The sequence below is a fragment of the Leisingera sp. S232 genome, from assembly GCF_049800895.1.
In the GTDB taxonomy this organism is placed as follows: domain Bacteria; phylum Pseudomonadota; class Alphaproteobacteria; order Rhodobacterales; family Rhodobacteraceae; genus Leisingera.
The window spans coordinates 1-23,734 of sequence record NZ_JBNAFX010000020.1 but is presented as its reverse complement, the minus strand read 5'-3'; the positions used below and the strand labels follow the sequence as shown (position 1 = coordinate 23,734).

Annotated in this window: 22 protein-coding genes; 10 read left to right on the top strand and 12 right to left on the bottom strand. The window is 58.4% G+C overall.

What is annotated here, in order from left to right; translation table 11 throughout:
• Positions 1–56 precede the first annotated feature (56 nt).
• The 3 genes from ACP151_RS12960 to ettA all read right to left on the bottom strand — a co-directional run bounded on the left by ACP151_RS12960 (position 57) and on the right by ettA (position 4,231).
• Positions 57–431 carry a DUF4157 domain-containing protein gene (locus ACP151_RS12960; protein ID WP_424979321.1) on the bottom strand — a complete coding sequence of 125 codons (375 nt, stop codon included), beginning with the start codon at positions 429–431 and terminating at the stop codon, positions 57–59.
• Positions 432–555: 124 nt separating this feature from the next.
• Entirely contained in the window at positions 556–2,454 is a 1,899-nt protein-coding gene (locus ACP151_RS12955; protein WP_424979320.1) for an NACHT domain-containing protein, read from the bottom strand.
• Between the two features lie 109 nt (positions 2,455–2,563).
• Entirely contained in the window at positions 2,564–4,231 is a 1,668-nt protein-coding gene (gene ettA / locus ACP151_RS12950) for an energy-dependent translational throttle protein EttA (RefSeq protein WP_424979319.1), read from the bottom strand.
• A 297-nt stretch (positions 4,232–4,528) separates the two neighbouring features.
• Here ettA and ACP151_RS12945 point away from each other — a divergent pair, with 297 nt between their 5' ends.
• Both ACP151_RS12945 and dacB read left to right on the top strand, forming a co-directional pair.
• A complete protein-coding gene (locus ACP151_RS12945; RefSeq protein ID WP_424979318.1) occupies positions 4,529–5,161 on the top strand; it encodes a nicotinate-nucleotide adenylyltransferase in 633 nt (210 codons plus the stop codon).
• 226 nt (positions 5,162–5,387) lie between these two features.
• The gene (gene dacB / locus ACP151_RS12940) at positions 5,388–6,875 is read left to right on the top strand and encodes a D-alanyl-D-alanine carboxypeptidase/D-alanyl-D-alanine endopeptidase (protein WP_424979373.1); all 1,488 of its coding nucleotides are present in this window, start codon (positions 5,388–5,390) and stop codon (positions 6,873–6,875) included.
• Positions 6,876–6,952: 77 nt separating this feature from the next.
• Here the strand turns inward: dacB and ACP151_RS12935 are convergent, their stop codons facing one another.
• Together ACP151_RS12935 and ACP151_RS12930 are read right to left on the bottom strand one after the other, a co-directional pair.
• The gene (locus ACP151_RS12935; protein ID WP_424979317.1) at positions 6,953–7,360 is read right to left on the bottom strand and encodes a DUF2513 domain-containing protein; all 408 of its coding nucleotides are present in this window, start codon (positions 7,358–7,360) and stop codon (positions 6,953–6,955) included.
• Between the two features lie 122 nt (positions 7,361–7,482).
• Positions 7,483–7,905, bottom strand: coding sequence for a tellurite resistance TerB family protein (locus ACP151_RS12930; RefSeq protein WP_424979316.1), 423 nt, complete (start codon positions 7,903–7,905; stop codon positions 7,483–7,485).
• Positions 7,906–8,169: 264 nt separating this feature from the next.
• On the opposite strand from ACP151_RS12930, the gene ACP151_RS12925 reads away from it, so the two are divergent.
• From ACP151_RS12925 to ACP151_RS12910, 4 genes are all read left to right on the top strand, one after another.
• Positions 8,170–8,859, top strand: a complete 690-nt coding sequence (locus ACP151_RS12925) for a hypothetical protein (protein ID WP_424979315.1) — start codon at positions 8,170–8,172, stop codon at positions 8,857–8,859.
• Between the two features lie 676 nt (positions 8,860–9,535).
• Entirely contained in the window at positions 9,536–11,179 is a 1,644-nt protein-coding gene (locus ACP151_RS12920; protein ID WP_424979314.1) for a lysine--tRNA ligase, read from the top strand.
• A 202-nt stretch (positions 11,180–11,381) separates the two neighbouring features.
• Positions 11,382–11,783 carry a DUF4864 domain-containing protein gene (locus ACP151_RS12915; RefSeq protein WP_424979313.1) on the top strand — a complete coding sequence of 134 codons (402 nt, stop codon included), beginning with the start codon at positions 11,382–11,384 and terminating at the stop codon, positions 11,781–11,783.
• A gap of 97 nt (positions 11,784–11,880) precedes the next feature.
• The gene (locus tag ACP151_RS12910; RefSeq protein ID WP_424979312.1) at positions 11,881–14,166 is read left to right on the top strand and encodes a right-handed parallel beta-helix repeat-containing protein; all 2,286 of its coding nucleotides are present in this window, start codon (positions 11,881–11,883) and stop codon (positions 14,164–14,166) included.
• A 5-nt stretch (positions 14,167–14,171) separates the two neighbouring features.
• Here ACP151_RS12910 and ACP151_RS12905 read toward each other — a convergent pair whose 3' ends face one another.
• Both ACP151_RS12905 and ACP151_RS12900 read right to left on the bottom strand, forming a co-directional pair.
• The gene (locus tag ACP151_RS12905) at positions 14,172–14,657 is read right to left on the bottom strand and encodes a HugZ family protein (RefSeq protein ID WP_424979372.1); all 486 of its coding nucleotides are present in this window, start codon (positions 14,655–14,657) and stop codon (positions 14,172–14,174) included.
• 39 nt (positions 14,658–14,696) lie between these two features.
• The gene (locus tag ACP151_RS12900; RefSeq protein WP_424979311.1) at positions 14,697–15,356 is read right to left on the bottom strand and encodes a hypothetical protein; all 660 of its coding nucleotides are present in this window, start codon (positions 15,354–15,356) and stop codon (positions 14,697–14,699) included.
• A gap of 153 nt (positions 15,357–15,509) precedes the next feature.
• On the opposite strand from ACP151_RS12900, the gene ACP151_RS12895 reads away from it, so the two are divergent.
• Positions 15,510–15,833 carry an antibiotic biosynthesis monooxygenase family protein gene (locus ACP151_RS12895; RefSeq protein ID WP_424979310.1) on the top strand — a complete coding sequence of 108 codons (324 nt, stop codon included), beginning with the start codon at positions 15,510–15,512 and terminating at the stop codon, positions 15,831–15,833.
• Between the two features lie 142 nt (positions 15,834–15,975).
• Complete coding sequence (locus ACP151_RS12890; protein ID WP_424979309.1) at positions 15,976–16,383, top strand: universal stress protein; 408 nt, start codon at positions 15,976–15,978, stop codon at positions 16,381–16,383.
• Between the two features lie 12 nt (positions 16,384–16,395).
• Here ACP151_RS12890 and ACP151_RS12885 read toward each other — a convergent pair whose 3' ends face one another.
• Positions 16,396–17,001, bottom strand: coding sequence for a hypothetical protein (locus ACP151_RS12885; RefSeq protein WP_424979308.1), 606 nt, complete (start codon positions 16,999–17,001; stop codon positions 16,396–16,398).
• A gap of 153 nt (positions 17,002–17,154) precedes the next feature.
• Between ACP151_RS12885 and ACP151_RS12880 the strand changes: the two genes are divergently transcribed.
• Positions 17,155–17,427, top strand: coding sequence for a zf-TFIIB domain-containing protein (locus ACP151_RS12880; protein ID WP_424979307.1), 273 nt, complete (start codon positions 17,155–17,157; stop codon positions 17,425–17,427).
• Between the two features lie 128 nt (positions 17,428–17,555).
• Here the strand turns inward: ACP151_RS12880 and ACP151_RS12875 are convergent, their stop codons facing one another.
• From ACP151_RS12875 to uvrB, 4 genes are all read right to left on the bottom strand, one after another.
• The gene (locus tag ACP151_RS12875; RefSeq protein WP_424979306.1) at positions 17,556–18,023 is read right to left on the bottom strand and encodes an aminoacyl-tRNA deacylase; all 468 of its coding nucleotides are present in this window, start codon (positions 18,021–18,023) and stop codon (positions 17,556–17,558) included.
• A 199-nt stretch (positions 18,024–18,222) separates the two neighbouring features.
• Entirely contained in the window at positions 18,223–18,771 is a 549-nt protein-coding gene (locus ACP151_RS12870; RefSeq protein ID WP_424979305.1) for a hypothetical protein, read from the bottom strand.
• 253 nt (positions 18,772–19,024) lie between these two features.
• Positions 19,025–19,813: a hypothetical protein gene (locus ACP151_RS12865; protein WP_424979304.1), complete on the bottom strand. Its 789-nt coding sequence runs from the start codon at positions 19,811–19,813 to the stop codon at positions 19,025–19,027.
• Positions 19,814–19,872: 59 nt separating this feature from the next.
• On the bottom strand, positions 19,873–22,071 hold the full coding sequence (gene uvrB / locus ACP151_RS12860; RefSeq protein WP_424979303.1) for an excinuclease ABC subunit UvrB: 2,199 nt from the start codon (positions 22,069–22,071) through the stop codon (positions 19,873–19,875).
• Positions 22,072–22,384: 313 nt separating this feature from the next.
• On the opposite strand from uvrB, the gene ACP151_RS12855 reads away from it, so the two are divergent.
• Entirely contained in the window at positions 22,385–22,696 is a 312-nt protein-coding gene (locus ACP151_RS12855) for an ETC complex I subunit (protein WP_424979302.1), read from the top strand.
• Positions 22,697–23,734 lie beyond the last annotated feature (1,038 nt).

Genomic DNA, 23,734 nt, shown 5'->3' with positions numbered 1-23,734 from the left:
TTATCAAAAGGTTAACAATGCGGCGATCCGGGCCAATCCGGCAAAAAACAGCGCGGTCACTTCGACGTCAATGCCTCGCCGTCCTTGGCCTGGGGCATCCGGCCTTTGCCCTGTTGCAGCACATGCGCCAGCTCATGCACCAAAAGCTCCGAGTTCTTGGCGTCGCCCGGCTTCATGAAATAGATGTCGTTGCCATAGGTAAAGGCTTTGGCCTTCAGCTCTTTGCAGAGATCCTTGGCGTTGCCGCCCACATGCACCTGCACCTTGGCCAGTTTCGCCTTGGAGAAATGCGCCTCCAGCCCCTTGCGCACATCGCCGGGCAGCTTCTTGCCCTTGGTGCCTTCGGGTTCGGTTGTCAGCTTCTTGCGCTTGGCCTTCTTGCCATTCAGCGCTTCGACCTGTGCCTTCACGTCTTCCGGTTTCAGGGGCATGGGGAGATCCTTTTAATGCGTCAATCAATATGGGCGCGCAGGGCGCCTGAGGGGATCATAGCGCAGCGCGCGGGAAAGGCGAAGTTGGCTGGGGTGCTCTCCCTTTCCAAAACGGTCAAGCATCCTACAAGCCAAATTCTTCGATTAGACTCGTAGACCTGTCCTCTGCTTGTTCTGATAGCCCTTCCACAATCTTTGCAACGGCGACATTCTTCCGGCGATGAAGTTTTTCTAAGTTTCCAGAAAGTGTCAGCGTGTGGCCTTTCATCGTTTCGGCGAAAATTGAAATGGCCTTAGGGATGCGAGAGTAATCTTTAGATGTGGATATGTCGTAGTCAACGCCGGTTTCTGTAAAGCTCACTTCCACGTCGATTGTGACAGATCTCTTCATTTTCGAATCATGAATGGCGCGAGATTCTTCTCCGCAAATGGTATGGAGTTCGTACGTCATGTCGCCAATGCCCGACTCGAAGTAATTCTCGTTGAGGAAGATGCGGTCAAACGAGGAGACGATGTCTTGGTACTGATTGCAAGGTCCCCAGGAGGTTGTGCGAGAAATCTCATGGCCCTTAGTAAAGCTGAATGAAAGTTTGAACTGGCAAGCAGCAAGGGCTTCAAAAGGTTTTGATTTTTGAAAATTTGTTGGAAGCAGCCCAGATTCTGAACATCTTTTGTATTCTGGCAGCAGATATTCTGATGCTACGAGGTCAGGGTGCATTTCGTGACATAGCCTTAAGGTTGTGTCTAGGTGCCGAGAAGCGAATACAGAGAGCGCCTCCTTGCTTTTCTCGGTCAAAACTTTAGTCGCGCAATAAGCAGCAAAGTATTCTTGAAAAGATCTATGAATGAATCGAAAGATTGTTCCGTCTTTCTCTATCAGGTTCACTGTTTCAATGAATTCGTTTACCAGGTCGTCTACACTAATACCGATGCCGGTGAACTCGATTGCCTTTGATGTGAGTGTTCTTAGTTCGTCTTCACCCATCTGAGGTTTTTGCTTCAAGTATGAGAAGAAGCAGAATACTGAGAACACACGGCGAAATTCATCTTGATCCAGTTTCTTTTTGCGGTGATATTGTTCTTTCAAGGCGTCGTGTCGGGTAAACAGGGTCAAAAAACAGTTCTCATAGAAAACGCTAAGCTTTGATGGAATTTCAGCGTGATCTTTGTAAGTCATTAGCATCATGAGAGATAGGAGCGGATTTGAAAGAAAGTCTTTGTGGTTGTTGAAGAAGGTTTCGTTCGAAAGTTTTTGAAACTTCTTCTTTGCGACTGAGTCAAATGGTACTTTTTCAATCAATTCACAAAACTGATCATAGGAGAAAGGTAGGCAAGAGAAGATTGGGAAGCGAGACCAACTGGAAAAACGATCGTCAGGTCTACCTGTAACAATGAATGAGCACTTTAGATATCTGTCCGCCATTTCCAGTATTTGTGCTTCAAGCGGCGCTCTTTGCTCACGTTTTACTTCATCGAAGCCATCAAAAAGGAAGATAAACTGACCTTCATTGCAAAATTCTCGAAAGTTTTCAACGGAAATTCCACCTGCCTTGAAGGCCATGGCGCGAATGTAGGTTTCCAAGTCAAGTTTTGAGGGGTCATTCAATCCTCTTAGCTCAATAAAAACTGGAAACTTTCCTTTAGGCTCTGTAAAGAGTGATAGCCAGATATGGCGCATAAGGAAGGTTTTTCCAGTCCCTCCGTTTGATCTAATGATGGCATTTTCACCATCTCTAATTCTTGAAACGAGGTCGAATTCCTCTATTTCACCATCGACCCCTTTGAGCTTGGGGCAAACATATACGGACTGAAAATCAGTCGGGGCGTCGGGTGAGCAAAGTACTTTTACAGAAGTGGACCGTTTGTGAACTTCTGTCAGGTGTTTTTCAAAGTTGGGAAATATTTTTTCCCATTTTTTCTTTGTTGTGGTCTTTAGGTAGCGAGTGGAGCCGACAAAGAATTCTTTTGCAAGGTCACTGAGTGTTGCTGCAGCGATTGCGTTCGGGTCAAGTTCAGATGACATAGTGGCTCCACCTAGGGGGTATGGTGGAGGGTATTAATCTGCTCAGGGGCGTTGCGTGTCAACACATTCTAAAAAATGGGGCGGACTTTACATCCGCCCCGGCTAACTTTTACCGCGCGAACTTCTTGTGCTTCAACCGCTTGGGCTCCAGCGCGTCCGGTCCCAGACGGCGCTTCTTGTCTTCTTCGTAGTCCTCGAAATTGCCTTCGAACCACTCCACATGGGCGTCGCCCTCGAACGCCAGGATATGTGTGCAGATCCGGTCGAGGAAGAAACGGTCGTGCGAGATCACCACGGCGCAGCCGGCGAAATCGACCAGCGCGTCTTCCAGCGCCCGCAGGGTTTCCACGTCCAGGTCGTTGGTCGGTTCGTCGAGCAGCAGAACGTTGCCGCCCTCTTTCAGTAGCCGCGCCATATGCACACGGTTGCGCTCACCGCCGGACAGCAGGTTCAGCGGTTTCTGCTGGTCGCCGCCTTTGAAGTTGAACGAAGAGCAATAGGCGCGGGAGTTGACCTGGGCGTCGCCCAGCTCGATGATCTCGGCGCCGCCGGAAATCGCTTCCCAGACGGTTTCATTATCCTTCAGGTCATCACGCGACTGGTCGACATAGGACAGTTTCACCGTGTCGCCATATTCCACAGAGCCGGAATCGGGCTGTTCCTGGCCGGTCAGCATCTTGAACAGGGTCGATTTACCGGCGCCGTTGGGGCCGATCACGCCGACAATACCGCCCGGAGGCAGCGAGAACTCCAGCCCCTCGATCAATTGCTTGTCGCCGAAATGCTTGGCGAGACCGGTCACTTCGATCACTTTGGACCCCAGGCGCGGGCCGTTCGGAATGACGATCTGGGCACGCCCGACCTTCTCGCGTTCGGACTGGCTGGCCATTTCGTTATAGGCGGCAATACGCGCCTTGGATTTCGCCTGACGGGCTTTCTGGCCCTGCTGCATCCATTCCAGCTCGCGCTCCAGCGTCTTCTGCTTGGCCTTGTCTTCGCGGGCTTCCTGGCTCAGGCGCTTGGCCTTCTGCTCCAGCCAGGCAGAGTAGTTGCCTTCGTAGGGAATGCCGCGGCCACGGTCCAGCTCCAGAATCCAGCCGGTGATGTCATCCAGGAAGTAACGGTCGTGGGTGACGCAAAGGATGGTGCCCTTGTAGTCGATCAGGTGCTGCTGCAGCCAGGCGATGGTCTCGGCGTCCAGGTGGTTGGTCGGTTCGTCGAGCAGAAGCATGTCGGGCGCTTCCAGCAAGAGTTTGCACAGGGCCACGCGGCGTTTCTCACCGCCGGAAAGATCCGCAATCTTGGCGTCATCCGGCGGGCAGCGCAGCGCCTCCATCGAGACATCCACCTGACTGTCCAGATCCCACAGGTTTTCCGCGTCAATCGCGTCCTGCAGCTCGGTCATCTCGGCCATCAGCTCATCGGTGTAATTCTCGGCCATCTCCACCGCGATCTGGTTGAAGCGGTCGACCTTGTTCTTTTTCTCTGCCACACCCAGCATGACGTTTTCACGCACAGACAGGCTCTCGTCCAGCTGCGGCTCCTGCGGCAAATAGCCAACTTTGGCGCCTTCGGCCGACCACGCCTCGCCGGTGAAATCGGTATCCAGACCGGCCATGATCTTCATCAGGGTGGACTTACCGGCGCCGTTGACGCCGACCACACCGATTTTCACGCCGGGCAGAAAGGAGAGGTGGATGTTTTCAAAGCATTTCTTGCCACCCGGGTAGGTCTTGGAGACACCCTGCATGTGGTAGACGTACTGATAGGCGGCCATGTGACTGCTCCATGATGGGGGAATTCTAGCTGGCTGGTGTGATAGCCGAAGGGCGGCGGCGGGGCAATGCGGGATGCGCCGCAGGGGTGGGACGCCCAGCTTGCTCCGGCTGCGCGCTCCCTTATGCACTCATTGGCGCCGTGGGAATGTCTTCAGAACGGATGCAACGGCCCGTCTTGGCTTGGCGCGCCGCCCGGCTCGCGCCTGACCTCCCCGTCATGCCGGAGCTGTGCGTCGTGCAAGGCAAATGCGCATTTGCTCCCGCTTTCAACATCCAATTGATCTCCCCCGCAAATTATGCGCATCAAGCACTTCATGGTTTGCAGATTGCCGCATATCCACCCGGGCCAAAGCGTCGGGCTTCTGGGAGGGTCGTTTGACCCGCCGCATCGCGGCCATGCAGCGATTTCCCATGCGGCGCTGAAACGCTTTGGTCTGGATCATCTGTTCTGGCTGGTGTCGCCCGGCAATCCGCTGAAGACCCGCCGACCGGCCTCTCTGCAGCGCAGGATCTTGGCTGCAGAAGACCTGATTCAACATCCGCGCATCCACATCAGTGGCATCGAGGCAAAGCTGGGCACCCGCTACACCGCCCAGACCCTGCGCCACCTGCGCCGCCGTCATCCGGGGGTGCGCTTTGTCTGGCTGATGGGGGCAGACAACCTGACCCATTTCCACCGCTGGAAGGATTGGCAGCAGATCCTGGACACGGTGCCGGTCGGGGTGCTGGCCCGGCCCGGCGACCGGATCTCAGCCCGCTATTCCCCGGCGGCGCGGATCTACCGCCATGCCATGCTGAAAGGCAGCGAAAGCCAGCTGCTGGCGCAGTCGGAAAGTCCGGCCTGGTGTTTCATCAACCTGCCAATGGTGGATGTAAGCTCTACTGCGCTGCGCGCCCGCGGCGACTGGTCAGCAGTGCAGGGCGGATGAGCCTGCGATCTGTCAACAATATCCGGCACTGGTCGCCTGCCGGGATTATTGACATGGTCGCAAACATGGGGAAACTGCCCTGAAACATGCTGCCTGTGGTTACAGGATTTGCCAGTGCGAATTTGTCAGTGTGAACTTGCCAGTGTGAAACAGCCGGGACCTTGCGGCGCAAAGCCGTGGATCGGGGATTGAAGAAGAACGGTACCTGACCCTAAAAATGAACAAGATGACTTCACGCCGGACATTCCTCCTTTCCGGGCTTGCCGCTTTGGCGGGCACGTCTGCGCTGGCCAATGCGCCGGCGGTCTCGCTGCGGCCTGTTGCCCGCAAAGTCAGCTCTTTGGCTGCGGGCGCCGATGGGTTGAAAGCGCTGATCGAACGTGCCGGGCTGCGCGGCGAAGCTGTGTGCGCCGTGGCGGATGTCAAGACCGGGCAGATGCTGGAAACCGCCGGCGGCACACAGGCACTGCCGCCTGCCAGCGTTGCCAAGGCGCTGACTGCGCTTTATGCGCTGGATGTTCTGGGGGCGGATCACCGGTTCGAAACCCGTATTCTTGCGACCGGCGGCGTGTCCGGCGGCGTGGTCGCGGGGGACGTGATCCTGGCGGGCGGCGGTGATCCGCTGCTGAACAGTGACCATCTGGCATTGCTGGCAAAGTCCTTGAAAACTGCCGGTGTGCGCGAGGTGCGCGGCAAGTTTCTGGTCTGGGACGGTGCGCTGCCCTCCGTCAAGACCATTGATCCCGACCAGCCCGACCATGTCGGATATTCACCTGCGGTCTCTGGCATTTCGCTGAACTTCAACCGGGTGCATTTCGAATGGAAACGCGCCGCCGGCGGCGGCTGGGTGACAACTATGGACGCCCGCACCGAGAAATACCGCCCCGAGGTTGCCGCTTCCCGGATGGCGATCCAGTCCCGCGCAGTGCCGGTCTATACCTATGCCGAGAAGGGCGGGGTGGATCACTGGACCGTCGCCTCCAAGGCGCTGGGCAAAGGCGGCTCCCGTTGGCTGCCGGTGCGCAACCCTGCGGCCTATGCCGGCGATGTCTTCCGCACCATGGCGCGGGCCAATGGCATTTCTCTGCCAAAAGCGCGAAAGACAAAGTTGCTGCCTTCGGCCACACTGCTGGCGCAGCATCGCAGCCCGCCGCTGGATGTGCTGCTGAAGGCGATGCTGAAATACTCCAACAATCTGATGGCGGAAATGATCGGCATGTCCGCCACCGCCGCCCGTGCCGGCCGGCCGGCTTCGCTCTCGGCTTCCGCGGCAGAGATGAGCCGCTGGGCTGCCGCAAAATACGGCATGTCCTCCACCCGGCTGGTGGATCACTCCGGGCTGGGCGAAGACTCGCGGATGACGCCTGCAGATCTGACTGGCGCGCTGGTGGCCGCCTATAAGGCGGGCCAGTTGAAGCCGCTCTTGAAATCTTTCCAGATGCGCGACGCCAAGGGGCGCATCATCAAGGGCCACCCGATCAAGGTCGCAGCCAAGACCGGGACACTCAACTTCGTCTCGGGCCTTGGCGGCTTCATGACCGCGGCGGACGGCACCGTCTTGGCCTTTACCATCTTCACCGCGGATCAGAAGACCCGCGACCGCCTTACGCGGGCGCAGCGCGAACGCCCGCAGGGCGCCCGCAGCTGGAACCGCCGCGCCAAGCAGCTGCAGCAGCAGCTGATCGAACGCTGGGGGGCGGTCTACGGCAGTTGACGCCCGCGCGGATTGCAAAGAACCGTGCCTGTCGGAGCCTGTCAACGAACAGGCCCCCGGAAATCAAGGCGGTCAGGTCAGGCCTCAGAGCCCTCGAGGCACCCCGCCCTGGCGCGTGTCAGCTCCTTGGCCAGCTCGCCGAGGATCTCCATGCTGAACCCGCCCAGCTGCTCATGGCGCGCGCGCACGGCTGCCCAGACCTCTTCGCTTCGTATGTTGTCCAGCAGTTCATGGCCGCTCCAGGTCAGCCCGCGCACCAGCCAGTTGCCGTTTTCCATACGACCGAACCGGGCCAGCCCGGCGCTCTCCAGCAGGTTCAGGTGATAAGCCAGCTTACGTGCCTCCGGCTCCGGCAGACATTCTGCCACCGGCAGCATCATCGCTTCGGCAGTTGACTGCGGCAGAGCGCAGAACGAGTCCCGCCCGCCCTCTATTTCGAGCAGGAGCCTGCGGATTTCACCAATATCTCTGTGCCACTTGACCATGGACCATTTCCCAATACACAACGAACTAGCGCGAGATGGGAGTGCGTCAAAAGTTCCGCAAGTATGCGTTGTGCAGACCCGCTATGCTTCAGCGGCATGAGAAACAGCAGGAACCGGAGCCGTTAGACCATGTGCCGGGCACGGGCGCCGCGCTCAATCGCAGCGGCGTGCAGCCGGTCGATGTTCAGCTCATAGCGCACTTCCGCCAGGAACTCGAGCTCGCTCTCGCCCAGGATACCATCCGCTGCGGCCACGTCGCAGGACAGTGCATAAGCCGTTTCAAACAGCCGTTCCGGCAGGTCGCCGCGGATGAGGCCGAACAGCGCCGCCAGCCCGTCTTCCTGTTCAAACAGATCCAGAACGGTCTTGGAAATGCGGCTGACCCGGTCGATGTCAAAGTCGGCAAAGACCGGCAGCATGTTGACCGCCGACTGGATCTTGACCAGTTCGGACGTGCGGATGTTTTCGTCCGAAGCCGAAACCGCCACCATCAGGGCCACCAGGCAGTCCTGCGGGGACATCGAATGCGGTGCTTGCTCGGTCATGAACGAAATCCTTGTCTGCGAAATATGCGATACCAACAGGATAGGTGCGCCAGCTGCCAGGTTCAACGGCTGACCGCGCGCGGCGGTAACTTTTGCGCGCTGCGGCCCGGCAAAACCCGGTCCAGTCGGGCCAGCCCCTGACGGTAAATGTTGAAGCCCCGAAGTCAAACTCGGGGTTTCCTTTTTGAGTGAATTGGCCCATCTCCTCATTAGAAAATATTGAGGTAAATCTTGGGTCTAAATATTTCACGAGATCGTTTCGTTATGTTTGATGACACGCATCAGTCTCGTGTCGATACGTCATTGGAAGGAAATCCTACCGCTGGCCGGGTCAAAGACATCGACTTAAAATTTGTGTTCAGGCGAAATCACACAGGTGACAAGGATCGGGATGGTAACCCTTTGATCTATGCCTTCAAAGGCATGAACAACTACAAAATTGTCCCGATGTATCGGAAGATGTTTTTGACGAGAGCAAAGCTGATCGTCGAAGGAATGAAGGATGATCTCAAGCCGGACTATGTGATGCCGGTCCCTTCAAGTAATGGGTTTGGGGAAGAGTTTGGACGCTGCGTCTCTGACTGGATTGAAGTTCCTTTCTTGCAACCCAGCTTTCTGAGCAAGAAGACAATTCAAGACATTCTCGACGAAGAACAACAGAAGAAGCGGAAGATCTCTAACAAGAGGACCCTTAAGAAATACAACACTCAGATGGCAACCTGGAAAGGGATGGAAGCCGGGCAGCATGTCTCAATGAAGGAGTTGGACAAGAAAATTCGCCCTTTCTTCAACCCATTGACGGTTTCTGGAGCCATGCCAAACATCGCTGGAAAGAACATCCTGGTCACAGATGACTTGATGTCGTCAGGAACATCAATCTGGAGTGCAGCGGAGCTTGTTCGGGGTGGTGGTGCTGTTGTTGACACCAGTGTATGCTTCTTGAGCGGCCTCTAAGGTAGCTCTTTCTAAATTGTTTTTTGTTTGACTCGGCTTGAGGAACCATATATTCCTCAGAACAGGGTAACACCTCGACCGCACTTACGCCTTGCTGGTCGTTAAACATGGGGTGTGGCGAAAGCTGCACAGGTTCGAGCGAGCGCCGGATGGGGCCAACCGATAAGCGGAAGATACCATCAGATTAGGGATCGACTGATCAGAATTCGAGGGAGAGCTGAAAATGCTCTCCCTCAATCTTTTTGGGTATACGTGCCTTCCTTCTTCTTCATCTCGCATGACAAAGGCCGCTTGTAGGGATCTGGGGAAAGCCCCAGCCCTGAGTACTGCGGGTTCCGGCAGAAATTGACATCGACTCCCTCGAAGGGAAGAGGCAGTCGGCGTTCGAGGCCGTGGTCTGTCGAAGATATCTTCGAGAGGTCGTTCATGTGGAAACCCTTCAAAATCCCCCGAAAGGGGCCATTCAAGAGGGGTTCTAAGGGGTAGATTGGCCACTTTGTGGCCAACCGAAGTCTTTATTTCAACATTTACCGTCAGGGGCTGGTCCGGTCGGGGCGGGTATTATTGACTCATGCTGCACAGGCACAATAGAGGGAAGAGCCGGACGCATGGGGCGTCCGGGCTGATCACGCGGCCCCCGGATTACTGACGCAACCGCCGCCGATGGAGAACACAAATGTCTGATGTGCGCAACGAGGCTCTCAAGAGCAAAGCCTGGCCGTTTGAAGAAGCCCGCCGGGTGCTCAAACGGTATGCCAAGGGCGCGCCGGAAAAGGGCTATGTGCTGTTCGAAACCGGCTATGGCCCTTCCGGCCTGCCACATATCGGTACCTTCGGCGAAGTCGCTCGCACCACTATGATCAAGACCGCGTTCGAAACCATCTCGGACATCCCGACCAAGCTGATCTGCTTTTCGGACGACCTGGACGGCATGCGCAAGGTGCCCGGCAATGTGCCAAACCCAGAGAGCCTGGCAGAGCATCTGCAGAAGCCGCTGACCTCGGTGCCGGATCCGTTTGGCACGCATGAGAGCTTTGGCCACCACAACAACGCCATGCTGCGCCGGTTCCTGGATACTTTCGGGTTTGAGTATGAGTTCATCTCGGCCAAGGAGTTTTACCAGTCCGGCCAGTTCGACGACGTGCTGAAACGCGCCGTCGAGAAGTATGACGATGTCATGGCGATCATGCTGAAATCCCTGCGTGAGGAGCGCCGCCAGACCTATTCGATCTTCCTGCCGATCCATCCGGAAACCGGCCGCGTGCTGTACGTGCCGATGAAAAAAGTCTGCGCCGAGACCTACACCATCACCTTTGACGACGAAGACGGTAAGGAATGGACCCTGCCGGTGACCGGCGGCAACGTGAAACTGCAGTGGAAACCGGATTTCGGCGCCCGCTGGGCGGCGTTGGGTGTTGATTTTGAGATGTACGGCAAGGACCACTCCACCAACACACCGATCTACGACGGCATCTGCCGGGTGCTGGGCCACCGCGCGCCAGAGCATTTCACCTATGAATTGTTCCTGGATGCCAACGGCCAGAAGATCTCGAAAACCTCCGGCAACGGCATTTCGATCGACGAATGGCTGACCTACGCCTCGACCGAAAGCCTGGCCTATTTCATGTACCAAAAGCCCAAAACCGCCAAGCGGATGCATTTCGATGTGATCCCCAAGGCGGTGGATGAATACCACCAGCAGCTGCGCGCCTATCACGGCCAGGAGCTGAAGGCACAGCTGAACAATCCAGTCTGGCACATCCACGCAGGCGACGTGCCGCAGTCGGATATGGTGGTGCCCTTCTCGATGCTCTTGAACCTCGCCTCTGCTTCCAGCGCCGAGGACAAGGCAACCATGTGGGGTTTCATCAACAAATACGCCCCCGATGCGACGCCCGAAAGCAATCCAACAATGGATCAGGCGGCAGGCTTTGCTGTGGCCTATTTCAACGACTTCGTGAAACCCGCAAAAGAATTCCGCCTGCCCACCGATCAGGAGCGCGCGGCGCTGCAGGATCTGGCGGATGCGCTGAAATCGCCCGAGGCTGCACTGGCAGCGATTGCCAAAAAGAACGAACTGGCCGGCAATGACGATCCGCTGCCCGAGGCGGATTTCGCGGATGAGGAGTTCCTGCAGTCCGTGGTCTTCGCCATCGGCAAAATCCATGGGTTCGAGCCGCTGCGCGCCTGGTTCTCGGCGATCTACGAAGTGCTGCTGGGTGCCTCTCAGGGGCCGCGCTTTGGCGGTTTCATCGCGCTTTATGGCGTTGGGGACACCATCGCGCTGATCGAAAAGGCACTGGCCGGCGAGCTGGCCTAAGCCTTCCTTCAACGCAGACAATGAGGGCGCGGGTTTCCGCGCCCTTTTCGTCAAGCCATAGCACAAGACAGGCTGTGTCGCCGTCACACCGGGGCATGGCGGTTTTCCGGGTGTCCCAGTGCAGCCTGTCTGTCCCTGAAAATTTATTTTTTGACGTCACTTCACTTTGCCCTAGCTCAACAAGTCGGACCGGGAGGGGCAGATGCGCAGTGTTCTGTTTGCGGGGGTAAGTGTTTTTCTTCTGACCTTTCCGGTCTTCGCCCAGAGAGAGCCGGTCACAGCTGTGATCGGCTCTCAGTTTACAGCTTTCCTGAACAACGACGCAGAGACTGCCTTCTCTTATGCTGCGCCGTCAATCCGGCGTATCTTCCGCACACCCCAGCGATTTGCCGACATGGTGCAGCAGGGCTACCCAATGGTCTGGCACCCGGCCGAAGTGCGCTATCTGGACCTGCGCGAGGTCGCAGGCAGCCTGTGGCAGCGGGTAATGATCACCGATCAGAACGGCGCCGTGCACCTCTTGGATTACCAAATGGTTAACCTGGGAAGCGGCTGGAAAATCAACGCAGTACATCTGCTTAAGGGGCAGGCAGACAGCGTCTGAAGCCTGGGCAGCGTACGCACCGCTTGGCGGAATTTAACGCCGTGCCTGTACTTCCTTTTCCTCGAACGCGACATGCGCAGCAGGAAAGGAAGCTTCCATGAACAAGGCAATCACCGAGGGACTGCAGCTGATGCCCCCTGCCTTTGCGGCCGGCCTCAATGTCTGGTCCAGCGGCAACGGCACGCCGGGCTCAGACACTTATGACAGCGCTGCCAATGCGGTCTATGTGGCGGCGGACGCGGATTTTGGCGGCTGTTTGGAGATGCAGAAGACCGAAAACACCCAGAAACTGCGCTTCATGGGCGAGACGCCGCTGCAGCCGGGCTGCTATCTGCAGATCAAGCTGCGGGTGAAGGCCGTCAGCGGTGCGCTGCCCTCGGTCCGCGTGGCCGGCTGGGCCGCCCGCAGCAACGGCAACCACCTTGGCGGTGTCACCGAAATTGCACCGCAGGCGGCGCTCAGCACCTATGGTGAAGTGGTCGAGGTGACCGGCATCGTCGGCAGCGGCAGCCGCGGCGGCGTGGACATGCCCTGGGGGCGCGATGCGGCTTACGGCCATTTCGGTCTCGACCTGACCGGCGCCAATGGCGGTGTGGTGCGCATCGACGATATCGAGATCACCGACATTACCAGTGCCTTCCTGCGCGATATGCTCAGCGTGGTGGATGTCACCGACTACGGGGCGGTGGGCAATGGCAGTTTTGACTGCACCGCTGCCTTTGAGGCCGCAGACGCCGCCGCGGACGGGCGCCGCATCCTGGTGCCTGCGGGGGAGTTCTACCTGGGCAGCACCGTGTCGTTGAACCATGAGGCGGTGTTTGAAGGCACCGTCGACATGCCGGACAGCGCGATCCTGCTTCTGACCAAGAATTACAACTTTCCGGCCTATGCTGCGGCCTTTGGAAATGAGGAACTGGGCTTCAAGAAGGCGTTTCAGGCGCTCCTGAACAACTCCGACCATGAATCGCTCGACCTGATGGGCCGCAAGATCACCGTCACCGCCCCCATTGATATGGCTGCGGCGGCGCCGAACAAATCCTCTTATGCCACCCGCCGTATCATCCGCAATGGCCAGCTGGAGGCCGCCAGCAGTGCCGCCTGGGATACCGATGTTGTCACCTCGCGGGCGACTTACAGCGCCTCTGACTCCAAAAGGCTGACCAATGTCACCAATATCGCCAATATCGCCGTCGGATCGCTGGTCGAGGGCGCTGGCGTGGGCCGCGAAATCTATGTGACATCCAAGAACAACGGCTCTGGCGTGATCACCCTCAGCGGCGCGCTTTTTGATGCGGAAGGCACGCAGAATTTCACCTTCCGCGACTTCAAGTATCTGATGGATTTCAGCGGCTTCAGTTCTCTCAGCAAATTCGGGCTGCAGGACATCGAGTTTCAGTGCAACGGTCGCTGCAGTACGGTACGTCTGGCGCCGTCCGGTTCGGTCAACACGTTTGACAGCTGCTTTTTCTCCCGCCCCATGGACCGCGGCATCACCTCCACCGGCACCGGCTGCCAGGGCATTCTGATCGACAATTGCCAGTTCCTGTCGCATGAGGATCCGCTGGACGTTTCGCAGCGGGTCAGCATCGGGCTGAACGTCAACAAGAATGACGCCAAGCTGCGCAGCAACCGCGCCACCCGCTTCCTCCATTTTGCAATCCTGGGCGGCAGCAACAACACGGTGACGGGCAACCATTTCTTTCAGGGCGACAGCGTCCCGGATGGGGTGCGCACTGCGGGCCTGGTGCTGACCTCCAACAATTGCACGTCCACTGTCTCTGACAACTATGTCGATAACTGCTTTATCGAATGGACCAATGAACGCGATCCTTCGCCGGAATATACCGGCGGGTTTTCCTTCAGCGCGCTGTCGATCAACGCCAATGTGTTCCTGTCCGGCGATGTGGCGCCATGGTTCAGCTATATCGTGGTGAAGCCTTATGGCAGCGGCAACTTCCTGAACGGCGTGTCGATCACCGGCAACAAGTTCCGCTCGACCAATGGCAGCATCGACAGGGCAGAGCGGGTCGACACAAGTTTCGCCGACCTCGACTTCAGCCGTTCCAAAAACGTGGTGGTGACCGGCAACATGTATCACAACGTGACCAGCCATTCGGCCAACCCGCTGCGGGTGGTGCATGACCAGTCCTCGGCGTCCTCGTCCTGGACCGTTGCTTCCGGCGGCGAACTGCCATTCCAGGGCTATGCGCGCTTTGCCGACAGCGTCGTGGCGCTGGGTCCACTGCGGACCGGTGGCAATAGCGTCCGTTACATCACCCCCTATGCAGAGCTGGAGCAAGGCTCCGGCAATGACCAGATCCGCCTGCGCTGGCAGGAGGCAGTCAAGGGGAGGGTACAGGTGCTGATGCGGATGGACAGCTGATGATGTCAGCCCCCGGGCAGCAGATCCGCGGCGGCAAGGCGAAAGGCCTTGCCGAAGCCGCCGTTCAGATGCGCCGCAGTGACGGTAAAGCGGACAAAGCTGAAATCAGTGAACTGCAGATACAGCTTTGCCTTGGGGTGCTGGCGCAGATAGGCATCCGCCAGAACCGCATGCGCCGGGTCCGTGCGCGGCACAAACGCCGCTTCAGCCATCAGGCTGAGACGCGGATGGGCCAGCGCATCCCCCTTGGCGCCGGGCTCTCCGATCAGCAGCGAACAGACCGGATGCCGGCGCAGCGCCTGGCTGTGCTGCGCGAGATCAGAGATCAGGCTGACCGGGCCTCCTTGTGCATCCAGTCCAAAGGCCACCCGTGCCACCAGTGGCTGGCTCTCTTCCAGCAGCACGCCAAGCGCGGCAAAGCGGGCGGTTTGCATCAGGCTTTGGGCCAGCGCGCGGGATTCGTCATCGGTGGGGCGGATCACATCGGCCATGCCGGGCTTTCTGTCGGGGACGGATTTCATGACTTGGGTTCAGAACTTCTGCCACAGCCCCAGTTTCAGGCCAAGGCTGCTTTGCACCGCATTGCGATGCTCCAGCCCCATCACCAGCTCCCGCCCAGAGACCAGCGGAACCCGCAGCGACGGCGTCAACGTATAGGAAAACGACCCGCCCTCCGGTTTCGAGGTTTCAACCTGCAGCATCGGAGCGGGTTTTCCGGGGCGGTTCAGACCCAGCGTGGCGTCCAGTTTCCAGGCGCGGTCCAGGCCGCTGTTGCGCAGCTCATAGGCCGCATCGATAGCCAGCCAGCCGCTGGCCTTGCCGGTGGCGAACCCGCGCCCGTAGGACAGGGTGGCGCGCTGCATCATCAGCCATTGACCGTGGTATTTGTTGCCGCCGATCGCGGTTTCAGCAGCAAGCCTGTAGCGCGCGCCCTCGTGCAACGGCAGCCGGGCAAAGACCAGCGCATGGCCGGACAGTTTCCCGGCCTGGTTCAAATCCACGCCAAGGGTCAGTTTCGGGGTGATCCCGTAGGCGCCGTAATACCTCAGCTCCTGCTGGGCTCCGCTGTCGGTTTGCCGGTAGATGGCGCTGGCCGACGCAAACCCGTGTCCAGGGGTCTCAAGCCAAGCGCCGCCCGCCGCCGGCGGGGCCAGCAGAATGGCAAGGCAGGCGGCATAGGCAGATCTCATTGCGAAGCCTCCTTTGGGATGCTTCAAGGGTTCGCATGTATGGTTAAGGTTGTGTTAATGGGCGTCAAATCCATTCACGAGGGTTTCGCAAAAAATGTCGTGCGCTTTTCACATGAACGCGCGTAGGCTGGGAGAACGTCAACGGAGGAGCCAATGCCGAAAATAGCAAAAACCGCGGACATTCAGACCGTTATCACCACATTCGAGATGACGCCAGGGACCTGCCAGGACCTGCTGGAAGCGCTTGAGGGCGCCTATTCAGAGTTCATTTCCAAACAGCCGGGCTTCATTGCAGCGGGTTTGCATGTGAATGACGCGCAGACCCGGATTGCCAATTACTCGCAATGGCGCCGCCGCGAGGATTTCATGGCGATGCTGCGCAGCCCGGAAATGCGCGAACGCAACCGCAAGATCAACGAACTGTGCCGCAGTTTCGAGCCGGTGATGTATGACGTTGCCGAAGTGTTCGAGGGCTGAGGCCCCGGTCCCGACCCCCAAGGGCGCGGGCGCGTCTGCAACAAATGAATGGCGGCGCGGCCTGATCCCAAAGCCCCGGATGATCCCGGTCAATCCGCACGGCTGAAAACGGGTGTAGACTGGCAGGGAAAGGAGAACTGCCATGTATCACAATATTCTTGTGCCAGTCTCATTCGACCCGGAGCGCGACGTGACCGGGCCTCTCAAGGCGGCGCGTCTGTTGTCGGCGCCGGGGGCCAAGGTGACGCTGCTGCATGTGATCGAACAGGTGCCGGCCTATGCGATTTCCTATATCCCGGCGGACTTCATGGAAGATACCCGCAGGGCGCTGCAGGCAGAGCTGGACGGGCTGGCCAAAACCCTGCCCAATGCCGAAGGGCAGCTGGTGGAGGGGCACTCCGGCCGCACGATCCTGGACTGGGCAGAGCAGAACGGCCCGGATCTGATTATCCTCGCCTCGCACCGGCCGTCCATGCAGGATCTGATCTGGGGGTCGACCTCAGGCCACGTGGTGCGCCACGCGGCCTGTGCCGTGCATGTGCTGCGCTGAGGCGCGGCAGTCTCAGGCCGGAACGGCCGTTTTCAGCAGGCTCCAGGCCAGCCGGATCATGCCGCCGGGCAACAGAGCAGAGCGCAGCAGCACCTTGTTCGAATTCACCGCCTCGGCAATGCGGGTATAGTGTTCCTTCTTGCTGGCAGGTGAACGCAGCAGGATGGTTTCGGCCCGTTGCATTGCCGATGTGGCCTGCCGCTTGATCTGCGGCACCGCAGCCGGTTTGACCGCGCGGTAAAGGTTCAAACCCTTGCGCTTGGGCTTCTGGTCCGGATCCAGGTTCTGCTTGACGGCTTTGGTCAGGGTCGCCTCCACCATTGTCAGCGCTTTGTAGGCCTCGGCATAGGATTGGTTGCCGTTCAGCTTCTGGGCTGCCAGTTTGTAGGTCTGCCGGTAGCAGTCGAATTTATAGATTTGGGGCAGGGTGCCGCAGCGCTGGAAGCCGCTGGTCAGGGTTTTGACAACTGCCTGGGTGGCCTTGGAGCTGAGACCGCTGCGCTGGCCGCCGCCGGTGTCGCTGCTGTCGCGGCTGCCACCGCCGCCGCCATCGGCCAAGGCCGGTGCACAGGAAAGAATAAGGGAAAGAAGTCCGGCGAGGATGGTCTTGCTGCTCATATAAGCCTCCTTGGTTCGCCTCCAGCTTACCATGGGTCAGCGGTCTGAAAACGGACGGAAAGCCGCAAGCTGCAGGTTTTTGCGCAGGTGTTGCCTTGTATGCGGCAGGATGGGTGCCCACCTGAGGGGCGAGAATGGAGCAAGGAGACGCGAATGCAGTGCCCGATTGACGGAACCGAACTTGTCATGTCCGACCGCGCCGGTGTCGAGATCGATTATTGCCCGCGCTGCCGCGGGGTCTGGCTGGACCGGGGCGAGTTGGACAAGATCATCGAACGTTCGGCACAGCCGATGCAGCCTGCGCCGCAGCCGCAACGCTATGACGATCGCAGCCGGGATGATGGCCGGAAATATGACAAGAAATACGAAAAGAAGTCCTTCAAGAAGAAATCGAAGAACTTTCTGGAAGATCTGTTCGACTTCTGAGCACCACCTGGCGGTCCGCCCCGCAGCCTGCGGCGGCCGGTCAGACTAGCAGGTCAGACCAGCAGGCCAGAGTGGCAGACCTGGGTGGTAGGGCCCGGCCGCCGCAGGTCAGCGCGGGGTGGCGCAAGTCAATGCAGGGTGCAGAAGGATCCGTGTTTGGCGTCCTTCATCAGGGTGTCGAAATCGGCGCCCTTCATTTCCACCAGCGTCTTGTGGTCGCCGGCCTCGAACCAGACTTTGTCCAGCCCGGTGAGGCTGTCGTCGATCACCGTGGGCACCAAATAGGCGGCGCCGACGCAGGGCGCCGCGCCCGGGTCGCAATCATCAAAAACCTGATCCAGTTCAATCTCCGGCGCGAGGCCAAGGCGGCGGTCGACCATCGACTGCAGCTTGTGCAGATCGACCTTCTGGTCAGAGGGGATCACCGCCAGAAACGGGCCTTCCTCCATGTGAATGAGCACCGATTTGGCCAGATGGCCGCCCGGCACATGGGCGGCTTCGGCGCATTCGGAGGCGGTGGCGGTATAGGGGTGGCGGACGGTGGCAAAGGGCAAGCCCTGTGCCTCCAGATGATGTTTCAGGCGTAAGGCAATCATCGAAGGGTCCTCCTGTCAGGGGCGGGACCCCGGCGGCGCGTGGCGCAGGTCCTGGCCGCCGCGGGAGCATCCGGGCTCACTGATCTGGCGGCGGCATCAGCCCTGGGCGCAGCAAGCAGCAGGCCGGGGCGCGCGCAGGTTTATGGTGCCTGACAGTCTGCGCCCGAAGGGGTGAGTCGGGCAAGGGGCGGCGTTTGCATCAGGCAAAGCCCAGTCTCCAGCCCAGAAAACGCAGCGCCGTACGCAGCAGCAGTTTGTTTGAGCCAACCGCCCGGGCAATGCGAACATAGTGGCTTTGACGGCGGCCAGAGGCGCGCAGCAGAAGGGTTTCCGCCTCCTGCAGGGCTGCATCGGTCCGGGCCTTGACCGCGGGCAAGGCGGTTTCCTGAATGGCGCGGTAGCGCGTCAGCCCCTGGCGGATCCGGGGTTTTGCGGGATCGGCGTTCTGCGCCACCGCCTGTTCCAGGGTTTTCTGAACCAATGCCAGTGCCTGATCCGCCGCGGCATAATCTTCGCTGCCACGGATCCGCTGCCGGGCGCGGCGGTAAACGGAGCGGTAGCAGTCATAGCGGTAGGCCTTGGGCAGCTGCGCGCGACAGTCTGCAAAGCCTGTTTCAAGCAGCTTCACGACGCTGCTGGTGGACGCGCTGGTAAGACGGGCGGTTGTTCCGTATTTTCCACCTGCTGCCGCCGCCGCCGGGAGAAGCACCAGCGCCAGAACCGGCAGAGTGAGTTTGAATGCAGGCATGTCAGCAGTCCCCGTGTGTGTCCGCCCCGGCAACAGGCGAAGGGGCTGGGGTATTCGTACGCCACTTGCGGTTCCGGGGGAATGAGGATTTCGGCGAGATGTAAATGAAAGGAGGTTTCGCTGCGAAACCTTGTTTATTTATAAATGGTTAATTAGTTTTCGGTGGTTTTGCGGAAGTAAGCGCTCCGGCGTAGCCGTCCTCGTGTTCAATGCTCCTTTGGGAGTGCTGAAGAGTATTTAGGAACTCATGGGTTCAAGATTTTGAATTGTCGCTTATTTGATGCTCATTGCCGTTAAGGCTATTACTAAGCGTGAATTTGAGGGGAACGAATAGGGCGAAAAACAGGGTAAATATGCTGCTGGTAGAAATCGCGATTCCTACCCATGCAATCCCATCCGACAATTCCAGATCATAGAGGGGCATTACTGACAAGATGCAAATGGCTTGTGCGGCCAGTATCATTAGAAGTGTTGCTGTCGGGATCGTTAATGACCAGCACAGAACAAAAAATTGAATTACTCTATGAAAGATTTTGCTCTTATATCCAATTGTCTTCGGAATGAGCGCATCGATCCATGCACCATTTCCTTTGAAGTGCAACATGCGCATGTTGGGATTTTCGGAACCGGATAAGGAGAAGATCTCTTGTCTCATTCGAGCCATAGTGAAAATATCCAGAAACTGGAACACAAGAAGCGCAACAAAAGCACTGAGGGTCAGAGAGCAAAACTCGGTTAGATAAGGGATTTGAGAGAGGTTTAGTCCCAGGTAGCTGGCATCTCCAATGGCGTCATTCGCTGTCGCAATGGAAATAATGCTCAAAACAAACGCGTGCAGAACTGTTTTTCCGTAGGCAGTTTCCGCGCGATTTTGTGTATCGCAAAGAGATTTGATATAGTCATCGTTTGCGAAGTATGGGTTCTTGTGAGTCTCGCTGTAGAAACCGAAAATTGCTCTGCCTAACGCGCTCATCCACATCGTTTGTGGCGTGTCGATCTCGTGGTCGTTTTCAGGGTGCAGTTGGTCAGGGTTATTTTTCAATTTTTCTGCCGATGCCGTTTTGTGAGTGGATGCCTAGTCTTCTGCCAAAAAACAAATCGCTACGAAAATTTCTTCTGCGACTTGCCCCTATACGCCCTTGTCCCGGCCTTCCCAGCCGTTGACCGCCCCCGCGATTTGACCGCCGCATCCGAGGCCGCCTCCACCGCCGATTGCCGGGCCAGCGGGTCGTCGGAGATGGCGAGGTCCACCGCTTCCAGCCGTTTGACCTCGTCGCGCAGGCGGGCGGCTTCTTCGAACTCCAGGTTCTCTGCGGCCTTGCGCATCTGGTCGCGCAGGCCTGCCAGATGCGCCTCTAGGTTGGCGCCATGCATCGGTTTGTCCACCGTGGCGGTGACACGGTTCATGTCCACATCGCCCTCGTAAAGACCGGCCAGAACATCCTCGACGTTTTTCTTGACGGTTTCCGGCGTGATGCCGTGTTCGAGGTTGTAGGCGATCTGCTTTTCTCGGCGGCGGTTGGTTTCCCCCAGGGCGCGCTCCATCGAGCCGGTGATACGGTCGGCGTACATGATGACGCGGCCGTCTGCGTTGCGGGCGGCGCGGCCGATGGTTTGGATCAGCGAGGTTTCCGAGCGCAGGAAGCCTTCCTTGTCCGCATCCAGAATGGCGACGAGGCCGCATTCGGGGATGTCGAGGCCCTCGCGCAGGAGGTTGATGCCAATGAGCACGTCAAAGGCGCCAAGGCGCAGGTCGCGCAGGATTTCGATCCGTTCCAGCGTGTCGATGTCGGAGTGCATGTAGCGGACCTTGATGCCCTGTTCGTGCAGGTATTCGGTCAGGTCCTCGGCCATGCGTTTGGTGAGGGTGGTCACAAGGGTGCGGAAGCCGTTGGCGGTGACTTTGCGGATTTCATCCAGGAGGTCGTCCACCTGCATGCCGACGGGGCGGATTTCGACCTCCGGGTCCAAAAGGCCGGTGGGGCGGATCACCTGTTCGGTGAAGACGCCGCCGGATTGCTCCATCTCCCAGCCCGCAGGGGTGGCGGAGACAAAGACCGACTGCGGGCGCATGGCGTCCCATTCCTCGAACTTCAGCGGACGGTTGTCCATGCAGGACGGCAGCCGGAAGCCGTGTTCGGCCAATGTCATCTTGCGCCGGTGGTCGCCCTTGTACATGCCACCGATCTGCGGGACAGAGACATGGCTTTCATCCGCGAATACGATGGCGTTATCGGGGATGAATTCGAACAGGGTCGGGGGCGGCTCACCTGGCGCGCGGCCTGTCAGATAGCGCGAGTAGTTTTCGATGCCGTTGCAGTGGCCCGTGGCCTCCAGCATTTCGATGTCGAAATTGGTGCGCTGCTCCAACCGCTGTGCCTCCAGCAGCTTGCCGTCGTTCACCAGCCCGTCGAGACGCTGTTTCAGCTCAGCCTTGATGGAGATCACAGCCTGATTGAGCGTCGGTTTCGGCGTCACGTAGTGGGAGTTCGCATAGATGCGGATCTGCTCGAAGGTGCCGGTCTTTTCCCCCGTCAAAGGGTCGAATTCGGTGACCGCCTCCAGTTCCTCGCCGAAGAAGGAAAGCTTCCATGCGCGGTCTTCGAGGTGGGCGGGGAAGATTTCCAACGTATCGCCGCGGACCCGGAAGGAGCCGCGCTGGAAGGCCTGATCGTTGCGTTTGTACTGCTGGGCGACGAGATCGGCCATGATCTGGCGCTGGTCGTACATCTCGCCCGCCTTCAGGTCCTGGGTCATTGCAGAGTAGGTCTCGACCGAGCCGATGCCGTAGATACAGGACACAGACGCGATGATGATCACGTCGTCGCGTTCCAAGAGGGCGCGGGTGGCCGAATGGCGCATCCTGTCGATCTGCTCGTTGATCTGGCTTTCCTTCTCAATATAGGTGTCCGAGCGCGGCACATAGGCCTCTGGCTGGTAGTAGTCGTAGAAGGAGACGAAGTATTCGACCGAGTTCTCCGGAAAGAAGCCCTTGAATTCACCGTACAATTGCGCCGCCAGCGTCTTGTTGGGGGCCAGAATGATGGCGGGGCGCTGGGTTTGCTCGATCACCTTGGCCATGGTGAAGGTTTTGCCAGTGCCGGTGGCGCCCAGCAGAACCTGGTTGCGCTCGCCGTCCAGAACCCCCTGTGACAGTTCCTTTATCGCAGTGGGCTGATCGCCAGCCGGATCAAAGGTGGTGTTCATAACAAAGCGCTTGCCGCCTTCCAGCTTGGGCCGGTGCTGCGGCGCGCGCTGGGTCATCGTCGGCGTGGATTTGTCGGAATGGGCATAGGGCATCAGGCGACTCCTTGGAACGCGCTGATTTTGGTCCGTTTTTGTTCCGGTGCAAGGGGGGCTGGGGGGCAATTCGGGAAATGGTGCCGGATTTTGTCAGCAGCGGGCACAGATCTTTGCCCGGCAGGACCGTCGGCCGCCGTGGCGGGTCGCATTTCCGGCGGATTGGCGCTCGGGGCCCGGCAGGCCGGAGCGCGCGACCTGTGGCAGCGGCGCAAGAGCTGGGTAACCCTATGGGAAATGCTGCCTTGCCGCAGGCCGGTATCCGGCGCATAAATGCGCTGGAATTGAGATTAGGAACAGCGGGAGACAGCCCATGCAAGCGCGGATTTACCGGCCGGCACGCAACGCCATGACCTCGGGCATGGCCAAAACGCGAAAATGGGTGTTGGAATTCGCGCCGGTCACGGCCCGCGAAGTGGATCCGCTGATGGGCTGGACGTCCTCTGGTGATACCCAAGCACAGGTCAAACTGCGCTTCGACAGCAAGGAAGCAGCGGTCGAATATGCCGAGGACCACGGCATCGACGCAGTGGTTGTCGAGCCAAAGGAGCGTAAGGTCAACATCCGCCCCGGCGGATATGGCGACAACTTTGCCACCAACCGCCGCAGTCCCTGGACCCACTGACACTGTGTAAATCTTGATCGAGTTCCCACCGTTTCGGCACGAGTTCTCACCAGGATCTACATATAGGGCGCCCAGCGGGCGCCTTTTCTATATCTGGGTTTGAGCATTGTGGCCGAGGCCGACTGCATTGCGGAAACAGAGCACAGGCTCTTTCGTTTTGCTGTGCCTGCATATTCGGGGGCCAGGTAGCTTCATGCACGGCGATGGGGGCAACCGCCGCTTTCTGCAACAGTGAAAAGATAGAGTTTCACATCAGCCTGCTCCAAGACAGCAGTCAGCCCAAACTTGCCGTTAAGTTGACACGCTTGGCGCCGATCGCTGCATGTGCGAGCTTTTTCAAGCCTTCCAGCGCAAGCGGACCTTCAGCAGGGCGCAAGCACTTGTTCTGATACCGCCAGCTGGAACAGGGTCAGCAAAGCGCAGAAAGCAGGATTTGCAAACTCGGCTGTTTGACGCAACCAGCCCCGGTTTCGTGCTGCGGTGCAGCCCGCCGTTTCTGCCGTTCGCTGCGACTGCGAGGTTCTGGAGCCGGTGAGCTCACACAGTGCGGACTTTTCTGCCATTCGCTGCACGCGGGCCAAAGGCGGGTTGGTGCGGTTTGCAGACAGAATAAATAACCGCGCAGACAGCTTTAGGTCTGCCCAATATGAAGAGTGTTCTGTTGCGAGGCTTGCTTGCCGGTACTGGCTTTGCGCGTTCGCGGGTGATTGATTTCAAAGAAAAAGAAAACTGTCTCATTGTCCACTGATGAGACAGTTTTCGTGGAACGCATGGAAAGCCCAGTTCCGCACTTTCGGCGTCTCCTACATTCCTCGATAATTCAGAACAAGAATAGACATGCAATTTTCTGTCGGGCGGTCCGAGCAGAGGGATATCATAAAACTTGCAACGGGAATTTATTGAAGTGACGACGACATACAAAAACAGCGCGATCTCAATCGACAAGCGTGTTGGAAGCCTATACAAATCTGCTCCAGCGGTTATGACACCCTACAGCCAACTGGTGAAAGCAGCGTCCGGCAACGGCGCGTTGGATAG